An 11,403-nucleotide genomic window follows, 5' to 3' on the forward strand; every position below is an offset into this window, starting at 1 on the left:
GGCAAGGTGTGAAGGTCGAGTTTCCCCGGCTGAGCCGAGGGAAGGGGGCCTTCACGCGCTGCTGCTGTGACTGCTGGTGCATGTGGGGCGAACGTGACGATTACCGAGTCCGTGAAGGCCCCCTTCCCTACCCTCAAGGTAGGCAAGGAGGCCTTCGCTACCTTCTCCCCGAGGGATGGGGGCCTTCGCTACCTTCTGCCCGCCCACGGTCGCCACACCCACCAGCAGTCACACCCGCTCGTGAGTGGTAGGGACGGTTAGAACCGTCCCTACCACTCACGAGGCGAGTCAGCCGCGACCGCAGAGGGCGTGGTCGATCACCGGATCCAGCGGGTTCCCCGCCGGCGGTTCGGCACCGGGGTGGTACGGCGTGAGCGTGTTCAGCGAAACCATCACGCTGCGCTTGCCGTCCTCGGTCACGCCGTTGCCCGTCAGGTAGCCGGGCAGCGCGCCGCCGTGGCCCCAGTAGTCACCGCAGGAAACGGTCGACTTCACCAGACCGAGCCCGTACGCGCCAAGACCCGGCGCGGGCACGGTCTTCTTCATCTCCGCCAGCATCGACGGCGGGAGCACCCTGCCGCCCAGCAGTGCCCGGAGGAACTTGTTGCCGTCCTCGGTGGTGCTGTTGATCGATCCGTCCGCTCCCCCGCCCATCGACGGATTCATCAGGGTCACGTCCACCCGCCGTCCGAGCCGCGGCGGATTGGAGCCCTCGACGACGAACCGGTCGTACCCTCGCGCGTGCGGAGCCGGGATGAACGGCGACGTGTACGGCAGGGTGGTCTCGCGCAGGTTCAGCGGGCGGACGATCCGGTCGATGATCTCCTGCTGCCAGTCCCGGCCGGTCACCTTCTCGGTGATCATCCCGGCGAGCACGTAGTTGGTGTTGGAGTAGCCCCAGCTCGTCCCGGGTGCGAACTCCGGCGGCTTGCCGACCGCCAGCTTCACCGCGTCGGATGCGCTGAGCTCGTCGAACCGGTGACGCAGAAAGCCCTTCTCGGTGAAGAGATCGAGTTCCGCCATGTAGTCGTGCAGCCCGCTGGTGTGCTGCAGCAACTGCCGGACGGTGATGGCGTTGCCGTCGTTGCCGTTCCCGCTCACCACCCCCGGCAGCCACCGATCCACGGTGTCCCCCAAGGAAAGCCGTCCCTCTCCGACGAGCTGGAGCATCGTCGCGGACAGGAACGTCTTGCTGAAACTCGCGATCCGGAAATGCCCGTCCCACGGCACCGGTGTCCGGGTCCGCAGATCGCCGTGGCCGCTGCGCACCTTGACGCTGCCCCTGGCCGTACTGACCTCCACGAGCGCGCCGGGTGAACCGTTCGCCACGAGTGTGTCGGCGTCGCGCTGCAGTGTCCGCTGCAGCGGTGGCGTCGCGGACGCGACGGCCGGGGAAACGAGCGTTGCCGCGCAAATCGCGGCGATGACCACTGAAGTTCGTTTCATACCGGCAAAACTACGAAGCGACGGCGCATCGGGCATCGGCTTGAAGAACGATGCCGCATACCTCCCTGGTACTAGCCGCGAACAGGGGGCGTCTCAGGGTTTCAGGTCCATCCGGAGAAATTCGGTGACGCGGAGCAGTTTCGGCGGGCGGGTCACGCCGTCGGGGAATTCGTCCGCCCCGACGAGCCGCGGACCGGTGAGGTCCACTTCCCGCCCGTCGATCCGAAGCCGCGCTTGCCCCGCGGCCATGATGTTGCGCACCCAGTCCGCCTCCGGGCCGTACACCGGGACGAACAGGTAGCCGCCGTCGACGGGATGCGCGTCGAGCGGCGTGTGGCGGGTCTTTCCCGAGGTGCGGCCGACGTGGATCAGCACCGGGTACTTCCCCGCGGCGATCGCACGGGGGTTGAACACCCGCTTGGTGACGTGGCCCCACCATCTCGGCATCGGCATCGGACTCTCCTCTCGATGGCCTTACACTCGTAAGGTTGGCTTACACCTGTAAGGTTGTCAATGTGCCGCCTCGCCGATCACTCACCAGGGACCGCGTACTGAAGGCCGCGATCGAAGTCGCCGATCGCGGTGGCGTGGAAGCGATGACGATGCGCCGGGTCGCGCAGCACCTGGGCGTGGAGGCCATGTCTCTGTACCACCACGTGCCGAACAAGGACGCGATCCTCGACGGCGTCGTCGACGCGGTGTTCGCGGCGATCGAGCTGCCCGGCACCGAAATCGCCGATTGGCGTGACGCGATCCGCGCGCGTGCTTCGTCCGCACGCGAGGTCCTGTCGCGGCACAGCTGGGCGCTGGGCCTCATGGACTCCCGCCGGAATCCGGGGCCGGCGACGCTCCGACACCACGACGCCGTCCTCGGCGTCCTTCGGCGAGCGGGATTCACGCTGCCGATGGCGGTGCACGCCGTCTCGCTCATCGACAGCTACATCGGCGGATTCGTACTGCAGGAGTCGAACCTCCCGCTGAGCGAAGACGTCCCGGGGGTCGCGGACGACATCCTCGACACCCTGCCGCGTGACGAGTTCCCTTATCTGGCCGAGGTGATCACCGAGCACGCCCAGCGGCCGGGTCACGACCACACGAAGGAATTCGCCTACGGCCTCGACCTCATCCTGGAAGGCCTCGAAGCTCGCAGGAAATGACTCAGCGGCCCACTCCCGGCAGCGCGAGGGCCAACCGCGCCACCGGCGGCAGCGGCGACCGTTCCGGCACGGCCCGGAAGGCCTGGATCACGAGCGCGGCGAACCGGCGGGACGCCGCCACCTGCGCGGCCGCCGAAGCGGCCTGGATCCCGTTGTTGGCCATGAGCATGAGGATCAGGTCGTCGAGGACGAAGTCGGGGCGCAGTTTCCCGGCGTCCTTGGCCCGGCCCGCCAGCTCGGCGATCGCCTTGAGCGCGTAGTCGCGATCCGCGGTGAAGTCCACCGCCTTGGGAAAGGCCGAGACGAAAGCCGCCGTGAAGCCCCGGTCGCGCGAATGCACCTCGCAGATCTTCTCGATCACGGAACAGAAGCCGCGCCATGGATCCGGGTCGGCGAGCCCCTCGTCGACGACGGCGTGACAGGTGCGCATCTGCTCGGCGAACGCCTCCGTCGCCAGTATCTCCTTGGTCGGGAAGTGGCGGTACAGCGTGGCGGGGCCGACTTCGGCGCGGCGCGCGACCTCCCGCAGCGGCACGTTCAGGCCCTCGGTGGCGAACAGCACGCGAGCGGCTTCGAGGATGCGTTCGCGGTTGTCCACGGCGTCGGAGCGCGGGATCCGAGACAAATGATCGGTCACCGCTCTCACTTTAGCCAAAACGGACGGGGGCGTCCGTTAACGTCCGCCGGACCAGTGATCAACGACCAGGAGACGAAATGCGCGCAGTCGAGATCCGGACGTTCGGCGCCCCCGAGGGCCTCGCCGTGATCGACGTCCCCTCCCCCGTTCCCACCGAGGGAGAAGTGCTGATCAGCGTGGAAGCGATCGGTGTCGGCGGCGTCGACACCGTGATCCGCAGCGGCGCTCTCGCCGGTTTCGGTTTCCAGGAAGGATTCGTCCCCGGCAACGAGGTGGCCGGTACCGTCACGGCGGTCGGCGGCGGCGTCGATCCGGCCTGGGCCGGGCGGCGCGTCTGGGCGTTCACCGGCGAGGGCGGCGGCTACGTCGAACAAGCGGCCGTCCCGGCGGAGAAGATCGTCCCCCTTCCCGAGAACCTGCCGGCCGCCGACGCGGTGGCCGTCGGGACTTCCGGCATGGTGGCGCATTTCGCTCTCGCCCACGCCCATTTCACGGCGGGCGAGTCGGTGCTGGTGCGCGGTGCGGCGGGCAGCATCGGGATCATGGCGGCGCAGCTCGCGGCACACGGTGGCGCGAGCGCCGTGGCGGTCACGACGTCCTCGGCCGAACGCGGCGACCGCCTGCGCGAGCTGGGGGCGACCCACGTCCTCGACCGGTCCGGCGAGGGGGACGGGCCGGCCGGTTACGACGTCATCATCGACATCGTGTCCGGTGTGGACATGCCGTCCTTCTTCGACCGGATGAATCCGAACGGCCGCATGGTCGTCGTCGGCGTCGTCGCGGGCATGCCCCCGGCGGACTTCGGCGCGAAGCTGATGGCGACCTTCCGGAAGTCCCTGTCGGTCGCGGCTTTCAGCGCGGACTCGATCCCCGAGCCGGACCGGCGGGCGGTGAGCACGGAACACTTCGGCGCGGCGGCGCGCGGCGAACTGCGCGCGGTGGTGCACGAGGTACTGCCGCTGGAGAAAGCCGTTCTGGCGCATCGGAAGATGGACGACGGCGACGTGTTCGGCAGGATCGTCCTGACCCCGTAGACCGGTCCATTGTGGAGTGCCGTGTCACCCGGTCAGTGCAAGTTTCCCCATCGCGTGCGCCGTCGCACTAGGCTGCCCACTCGTGCCCGATCCGATACCCGAAGGACCTGGATTCACTGCGGTCGGCTTGCGGCCGCTCTCGGACGGCGAAAGCACCGGCGCCTACTGCGTGAACGACGCCGGGGTGATCGTGGGCGAGTCGGGGTCGCGGCCGGTGCGCTGGGACCGCGACGAGGATCCCACGCCGTTGCCGATCCTCGACGGCTGTTCCGGCGGACGCGCGGTCAGCGTCAACGCCGCGGGGGTCATCGCGGGTTCGCTCCTCGCCGGAGAGCAACTCCGGCCCGTGTGCTGGCGGCCCGACGGCCGGGTGCACGCGCTCGAACTCCCCGACGGGGCGGTCTCCGGCACGGCGTGCCGGGTGAACGCACGCGGGTCGATATTGGGGAACGCCATGTGGCCGGGCTATCGCTGGCGGGCACTGCGCTGGGAACCGGGCGGGGAAACCGTCGAACTCGCCGCCCTGCCCGGGGACGGCGAGACGCAGGGGGAGGACCTGAACGGCCTGGACGAAGTCGTCGGATCGGCCAAAAACAGCTCGGGCGTCCGCACCGCGGTGCGCTGGTCATCGTCGGGGAAGATCAGCACACTGCCCCCGCCCCGCCGCGCGACGGCGTGCGGGATCACCGACTCCGGCGCCATCCTCGGCGACGGGGTCGTGTGGAACCGTGACGGAGGCACCGTCCTGCTGACCGGGGAACCGGAGTTCTCCGCGGGACAGGTCGTCCGGATCACCGGAGGAGGTGTCGCGATCGGCTGGGGCCTGACCCCGGACCGGCGCGGCATCGGCGCGCGCTGGGATCGCGATGGACGGCCCACCGTGCTCCGGCCCCTGCCTTCGGACGTCGCCAGTACGTGTTTCGACATCGACGAAGCCGGGACCGTCGTCGGCGAGTCCGAGAGCCGGGAAACGACGCGGCCGGTGTGCTGGGACGCGGACACGACACCCTTCCCGCTCCCGTCCCCTCGCGGTATCACGGCGATCATGGCCCAGCACATCAACGCGAGCGGCACCGTCATCATCGGCTACGGCTTCGCGGCGGACAGCTCCGCATATCGCGGGATCGCCTGGCACCGTTCGTGAAGCCGCCCGGTCAGGCCGTCGCGAGCTCGATCGCCCGCCGCATCGCCTCGTCGAGCGGAGTCCCGAGGCGGAGGGCCGTTCGCCCGGCGGCGAAGACCGCCCCGGTGGCCGAGCCGACCAGCGCCGCGGCGTCGAGCTCGTCGATCTCGCAGGCTTGGCACAGCGCGGCCGAAAGCCGCTCCTGAGCGTCGAAGGCCCGCTGCAGCATCGTCGCGCGCAACGACGGCACCGACGTGATCAGGTCCAGCCGGATCCGCTCGGGCGCGGCGGCCGGATCGCGGAGCCCAGCGCCCGCCTCGGCGAGCATCCCGAGCATCGCGCGCCGCAGAAGCGTTGCAGGTGTCTCGCCCGCCCCTCGCGCGGCGAGCACGTCCAGGCCCACGCGCAGGAGGTGCTCGCCGTCGCCGGTGAGGACCAGGTCTTCCTTCGTCGCGAAGTGGTTGAAGAACGTCGCGGTGGACACCTCGGCGGCCGCGGCGATCTCGGCGGTGGTCGTCCGGTCGTAGCCCTGCCGTTCGAAGAGCCGGTACGCCGTCTCGATCAACACCTTCCGGGTGCGCCATTTCTTCCGTTCCCGCAAACCCACCGGCTCGGTCATGACGCGAGCGTACTGGATCGACATCAAAATTAGAGCTACTCTAATTTTAGAGCCGCTTTACCCAAGGAGAGCCGCATGATCCTCGACGCGTTCCTCGACCGGCTGGAGTACCGCGAGCCCGTCCGGCCGGATCCGGCCACGCTCCGGAACCTGCACCGCGCGTGGCGGCTGCGAGTGCCCTACGAGAACCTCGACCTCCAGCTCGGCAAGACGATCCTGCTCGACCCGGAAGCGTTGATCGACAAGTTCACGCGCCGTCGGCGGGGCGGGCTCTGCTATGAGATGAACGGCGCGCTCGCCCTTTTGCTGCGAGCGGCCGGATTCGAGGTGACCGTCGTGGAAGCCGCCGTCCTGCGCTCGACTCGCGGCGAAGGCCAATGGGGCAACCACATCGCCCTGCTGGTCGACGTCGAGGGCGAGACCTGGCTCGCCGACACCGGGATCGGAGACGCGTTCCTCGAACCCCTTCCGGTGCGGGAAGGCACGTATCGGCAAGGACAACTGCCGTTCCGGATCGAGCGCCTCGATGACGAGACCTGGCGGATGCACCACCATCCCGGTGGCACGGTCGACTCCTGCGACTTCCGCACCGTGCCCCGCGAGGTCACCGAATTCGCCGAACGGGACGAGATCAGGTCGCCGGAGTCCCCGTTCGCCAGGGTGCTCGTGGCTCAACATCATCGTGACGGACGCGAGCTGGCACTTCGCGCGCGCACGGTCAGACGCGGCGACGGCGAACGCCGCACGCTGTCCTCTCTCGACGAGTTCGCCGAGACGCTGCGGGAGTTCCGTATCCCGGTGGAGGACATCGGCGCCGGGAAACTGGCGGCCCTCTGGGCCAAGACCGAAGAGCAGCACGAGGCGTGGCTGGCCATCCAGGCGAAGTCGGACGACAGGGGTTGAACCCGCCTGTCCGGGGTATGCCCTGATCATGGAAGTCGACGCCGTGGTGATCGGATCGGGGCCGAACGGCCTGGTCGCGGCCAATCTCCTGGCCGACGCCGGCTGGGAGACACTGGTCATCGAGGCCACTGCCAAGCCCGGTGGCGCGGTACGGACCGAGGAACTCACCGCTCCCGGTTTCCGCAACGACGTCTACAGCGCTTTCTACCCGCTCGGTGCGGCGTCACCGGTGCTCGCCGGGCTGGAACTCGAAGACCACGGCCTGCGGTGGCGGCACGCCCCGGCGGTGCTGGCGCATGTGCTGCCCGACGACCGGTACGTCCTGCAGTCCCGTGACCTTGACCGCACCGCGCGTTCCGTGGCGGAGTTCGACAAACGGGACGCGGACAGGCTGCGGGCCGAATACGCGAACTGGCGGCGTCTGCGCGAACCGCTGCTCGACGCGATCGTGCGCCCCTTTCCGCCGGTGCGGCCGGGGGCACGGCTGGTCAAGACGCTCGGCACGGCGGAATCGCTCCGGCTGATGAGGATGCTGACCTTGACCTCCCGTGGTCTCGGCAAGGAGAAGTTCGACGGCGAGGGCGCCCGTCTGCTGCTCGCGGGCAACGCCATGCACACCGACCTCGGCCCGGACCAGGCCGGGAGCGGTGTCTTCGGCTGGCTGCTGACCATGCTCGGTCAGGACGTAGGATTCCCGGTCCCGGAAGGCGGGGCCGGCTGTCTGACCGACGCGCTGGTAAACCGGCTGTCCGCCAAGGGCGGGGAGATCGTCTGTGGCACGCCGGTCACCGAAGTGACGCTGTCGGGCGGCCGTGCGGTGGGTGTCCGGGACACGGACGGCCGACGGGTGCGTGCCCGCCGGGCGGTGCTCGCCGACGTCCCCGCTCCGGTGCTCTACCGGGATCTGGTCGGCGCCGGGCACCTTCCCTCGCGGCTGGTGTCCGATCTGGACCGGTTCGTCTGGGACGACGCCACCATCAAGGTGGACTGGGCCTTGTCCTCGCCCATCCCGTGGAGCGCCGCCGAAGTCGGCGAGGCCGGGACCGTCCACATCGGAGCGGATCTCGACGGCCTCGCCGGGATCGCCAACGACCTCGCCTGCGGGCGAGTGCCCGGCGACCCGTTCCTGTTGCTCGGGCAGATGACCACCGCGGACCCGACCCGCTCCCCCGCCGGGACCGAATCGGCCTGGGCCTACACGCATGTGCCGAGGGGCGAGATCTGGTCCGCTTCCCGGTTGCGCCGCCACGCGGACCGGATGGAAGAGGTCATCGAGAGGCACGCACCCGGTTTCCGCGGCCTGATCGCGGGCCGGGCGATCGCCGGGCCCGCCGAACTGGAGGAAGGGAACCACAGCCTGGTGGAAGGTTCGATCAACGCCGGGACCGCGGCCATCCAGCAACAGCTCTTCTTCCGGCCCGTCCCCGGTCTCGGCCGGGCCGACACCCCGATCGACCGGCTCTTCCTGGCGTCGGCGTCGGCGCATCCCGGTGGCGCGGTGCACGGCGCACCCGGATCGAACGCCGCCAGGGCGGCCCTCGCCCGGGACGGCTGGGCCGGTTCCGTCTACCGCGCGACAGTGCGTGCCGCGCACCGCGCCGTCTATCGATGAAGATCGTCGTCACCGGCGCGAGCGGGAACATCGGGACCGCCCTGCTCCGGGCGCTGGCCGGAGACGAGCACGACGTGCTCGGAGTGGCACGCCGCCGCCCCGACACGACGGCCGCGCCCTACTCGTCGGCCCGCTGGGTCCAGCAGGACATCGGCGCGAACGACGCCTGGCCGCGGTTGACCGAGATCTTCGACGGCGCCGACGCCGTGGTGCACCTCGCCTGGGCGATCCATCCGCGCGCCGACGATCCGGCGATGCGCCGGACCAACATGGCGGGCAGCGCGAACGTCCTGCGCGCGGCCGCCGACGCCGGCGTGAACCACATCGTGTGCGCGTCGTCGGTCGCCGCCTACACACCGGCCGACCGGTGGGACGAGGTGGATGAGGAATGGCCCTGCGGCGGGCTCCCCGAAAGCGCCTACAGCGCCGGAAAAGCGGCCTTCGAGTCCAAATTGGACGAATTCTGCCGTGATCACCCGGGGATCGGGGTGGCGCGGATCCGTCCGTGCGGTGTCGCGCAGCCGGACGCCGCGGCCGAGTTCTCGGGGTGGCTGCTCGGCCCGCTGGCGCCACCGTTACCGCTGGGCGGCAAAGGGCTGCCGGTGCCGTTGTGGCCAGGGCTGCGGATGCAGGTGGTGCACTCCGACGACGTGGCACAAGCGATCCGGGCGATCCTCGACCGCCGTGCGACCGGTGCGTTCAACCTCGCCGGCGAGCCCGTCCTCGACAGCCGCGACCTCGCCGCGCTGGCAGGCGGGTTCCGGGTTCCCGTACCGCTGAGGCTGCTGACCGGACTGGCCTGGCCGAGCTGGCGGCTGGGCCTGCAACCACTGCATCCGTCCTGGCTGCGGCTCGCCGACCGAGCGTCCCTTGTGGACACCCGGCACGCACGGGAGGAACTCGGCTGGCGACCTCGGCACGACGCGGCGGCCACGATCAGGGAACTGCTCGCCGCCATCCGCGCCGGGCGACGGGGCGACAGCCACCCCCTCGACCCGCCGCGCGACCGGGTACGGCTCGGGCGGCCGAGCCATCAGGATCAGTCCGGCGGTTGAGCGGCTGAAAAGTCCGTCCTCAATCGGCGGCTTCGCGCCCCTTGGCGAGATCCGCGAGACGTCGCAGGGATTCCCGGTTCCTCGGCACCAGGAAGAGCGCCTGCGCGGCCTCCGGCAGCACGCGGCCAGGCCCGCGGGTCGCCTGCTCGGACATCAGGATCTCCGTGGTCGCCGACGCGGTTTCCCGCAGTTCCAACCGGATCCGCGCGGTACCGAAAGGCCAGGCCCGCGCCTCGAGTTCGAGCAGCCTCGGCGGGTCGACTGCGTGCACCTTGGTGACGTCGTCGAGCAGGAGGGGCCAAGAGCCGACGCAGTGGTGGATCCGCGTTCCCCGCGCCGGCCAGCCCTTGTCGACGTCACGGATGTGGGAGGCCCCCACGACCCAGGCCGCGTAGGTCCAGCCGTCGGCGAGCACCTCGAACACGCGCTCGGGAGAAGTGTCTACCGTCGTCTTCACGTCGACCATGAACCCATCCGCCCTGGATACCCGGCCGGCTCGTTTCCGGCTCGCCTCACCCGAGGCGGATACCCTGCGGCGGCAAGGGCAAACCCGAACGCCGCTATCCCACCCGCGCACTGGAGTGTTCCTCGACCGTCCACGACCGGGTCCGGGATCGATCGAGGAACCGGGCTTCGTCCTCGGCGACCCCGGAATCCTCGGCAAGCACGAGAGCCAGCCAGGCGCGACGGGTGGCCTCATCGGCGAACTTCATGTGTGTGATCACGTCGAAGTCGGCGGGAAACCCGCGTGCTCCGGCCTCCGGCAGGTAATTGCGGGCATAGAGGGCCGGCGCGGGTGCGAGGCCGAGGACGAGCGGGACGTGATGGTTCTCGTAATATTCGACGAACTCGGACCGGCTGAGGCCATCACGGGCCTTGAGCAGGGCGATGGTGGTGATCACTGCAGGCGCTCCCTTCATCGGTGCCGATCAGTTCACCACACCGCCTACCCGGTCCAGCACCGCACGCGTGTAACCGGCGGTGTCGGCCGCTCACCGAGATCGACGGTACTGGCCGTTCAGCAGCTCTCCGCTCGCTTCGGGGTGTCCCACGTGGTCGAGCATCATCGCAGCGGACCACGAGGTGCCGAGCGGGTTGCCTCGCCCCGCCCGGCGATGTCGGGCGCCCAGCCGCGCACCGGCTGGAACATCGACGGGAATTCCCTGTCCAGGTGGAGGTTCGCCGCCGGAGCGACACTGATGCTCGCGGCCGCGCTCACAGGACCAGTCGAAGGAGTCGCAGGGAATTATTGAGGGGTAAGTCAAATGTGGCGTGACCGAGCCGCTGCGGTGAAAGACCCCTTCGCTGAGTCAAGGCAGAGGCGGCAGTCAGCTGCGCTCTGAGTGTCCACAAGGGACGCTTTCCAGTGACGAAATGTCTGCTTCAAGGCCATATGCCCGATTTGAGGAGAGGTCGTAAGTGGCGTTTCGGGTTCTATTGAGGGGTAAGGCAAATGTGGCGTGTCGCGAAAGCCACCTTCGCGACGTCAGCTGAAGTGATCGACCCAGGTGGTGGTGAAGGCCTCCTTGCCTACCCTGACGGTAGGGAAGGGGCTCTTCGCTACGCCGTCGACATGGCTTTCGCGACACGATCGAAGGCGGCCATGAGCGGACCGCCCACCGCACCCGACACGTTTGCCCTACCCCTCAAAGAGCCCGATGACACGTAGCTTAAGTTGATCTTGGGCGAGGTTGACGGGTGGGGTGAAGGCTCCCTCGCTGCCTGGTCGTGGGTCGGGTTGGTCGTGAGTGGCGTTTCGGGTTCTGATCCGAAAATAGGGGTGAGTGGGCAGGCCGAAGGCACCCGGCGGAGCCGGG

13 protein-coding genes are annotated in these 11,403 nt (G+C 69.3%); 6 read left to right on the forward strand and 7 right to left on the reverse strand.

Annotation, left to right across the window (positions count from 1 at the left end):
• Positions 1–288: 288 nt before the first annotated feature.
• On the reverse strand, positions 289–1,446 hold the full coding sequence (locus AC0685_RS39455) for a serine hydrolase domain-containing protein (RefSeq protein ID WP_478230169.1): 1,158 nt from the start codon (positions 1,444–1,446) through the stop codon (positions 289–291).
• A 93-nt stretch (positions 1,447–1,539) separates the two neighbouring features.
• Positions 1,540–1,899, reverse strand: a complete 360-nt coding sequence (locus tag AC0685_RS39460) for a nitroreductase family deazaflavin-dependent oxidoreductase (RefSeq protein WP_478230170.1) — start codon at positions 1,897–1,899, stop codon at positions 1,540–1,542.
• A 62-nt stretch (positions 1,900–1,961) separates the two neighbouring features.
• On the opposite strand from AC0685_RS39460, the gene AC0685_RS39465 reads away from it, so the two are divergent.
• Positions 1,962–2,603 carry a TetR/AcrR family transcriptional regulator C-terminal domain-containing protein gene (locus AC0685_RS39465; protein ID WP_478230171.1) on the forward strand — a complete coding sequence of 214 codons (642 nt, stop codon included), beginning with the start codon at positions 1,962–1,964 and terminating at the stop codon, positions 2,601–2,603.
• Position 2,604: 1 nt separating this feature from the next.
• On the opposite strand, the gene AC0685_RS39470 is transcribed toward AC0685_RS39465, so the two are convergent.
• Positions 2,605–3,240: a TetR/AcrR family transcriptional regulator gene (locus AC0685_RS39470; protein WP_478230172.1), complete on the reverse strand. Its 636-nt coding sequence runs from the start codon at positions 3,238–3,240 to the stop codon at positions 2,605–2,607.
• A gap of 77 nt (positions 3,241–3,317) precedes the next feature.
• Between AC0685_RS39470 and AC0685_RS39475 the strand changes: the two genes are divergently transcribed.
• Complete coding sequence (locus AC0685_RS39475; protein ID WP_478230173.1) at positions 3,318–4,274, forward strand: zinc-dependent alcohol dehydrogenase family protein; 957 nt, start codon at positions 3,318–3,320, stop codon at positions 4,272–4,274.
• Between the two features lie 82 nt (positions 4,275–4,356).
• Positions 4,357–5,418, forward strand: coding sequence for a hypothetical protein (locus tag AC0685_RS39480; protein WP_478230174.1), 1,062 nt, complete (start codon positions 4,357–4,359; stop codon positions 5,416–5,418).
• A gap of 10 nt (positions 5,419–5,428) precedes the next feature.
• Here AC0685_RS39480 and AC0685_RS39485 read toward each other — a convergent pair whose 3' ends face one another.
• A complete protein-coding gene (locus AC0685_RS39485) occupies positions 5,429–6,016 on the reverse strand; it encodes a TetR/AcrR family transcriptional regulator (RefSeq protein ID WP_478230175.1) in 588 nt (195 codons plus the stop codon).
• A 75-nt stretch (positions 6,017–6,091) separates the two neighbouring features.
• Here AC0685_RS39485 and AC0685_RS39490 point away from each other — a divergent pair, with 75 nt between their 5' ends.
• Genes AC0685_RS39490 through AC0685_RS39500 form a run of 3 tightly spaced genes read left to right on the forward strand, consistent with a single transcriptional unit; the run spans position 6,092 to position 9,586 of the window.
• A complete protein-coding gene (locus tag AC0685_RS39490) occupies positions 6,092–6,919 on the forward strand; it encodes an arylamine N-acetyltransferase family protein (RefSeq protein WP_478230176.1) in 828 nt (275 codons plus the stop codon).
• A gap of 28 nt (positions 6,920–6,947) precedes the next feature.
• Entirely contained in the window at positions 6,948–8,531 is a 1,584-nt protein-coding gene (locus AC0685_RS39495) for a phytoene desaturase family protein (RefSeq protein ID WP_478230177.1), read from the forward strand.
• Positions 8,528–9,586: an NAD-dependent epimerase/dehydratase family protein gene (locus tag AC0685_RS39500; protein ID WP_478230178.1), complete on the forward strand. Its 1,059-nt coding sequence runs from the start codon at positions 8,528–8,530 to the stop codon at positions 9,584–9,586. The genes AC0685_RS39495 and AC0685_RS39500 overlap by 4 nt, the downstream gene beginning before the upstream one ends.
• Before the next feature lie 19 nt (positions 9,587–9,605).
• On the opposite strand, the gene AC0685_RS39505 is transcribed toward AC0685_RS39500, so the two are convergent.
• The 3 genes from AC0685_RS39505 to AC0685_RS39515 form a co-directional block, all read right to left on the reverse strand.
• Positions 9,606–10,052 (reverse strand): SRPBCC family protein, encoded by a 447-nt coding sequence (locus AC0685_RS39505; protein ID WP_478230179.1) that lies wholly within the window; start codon positions 10,050–10,052, stop codon positions 9,606–9,608.
• A gap of 94 nt (positions 10,053–10,146) precedes the next feature.
• Positions 10,147–10,488: an EthD domain-containing protein gene (locus AC0685_RS39510; protein ID WP_478230180.1), complete on the reverse strand. Its 342-nt coding sequence runs from the start codon at positions 10,486–10,488 to the stop codon at positions 10,147–10,149.
• A 161-nt stretch (positions 10,489–10,649) separates the two neighbouring features.
• Positions 10,650–10,805, reverse strand: coding sequence for a hypothetical protein (locus AC0685_RS39515; protein ID WP_478230181.1), 156 nt, complete (start codon positions 10,803–10,805; stop codon positions 10,650–10,652).
• Positions 10,806–11,403: the final 598 nt, after the last annotated feature.

The sequence above is a fragment of the Amycolatopsis sp. NPDC043889 genome (genome assembly GCF_056435645.1).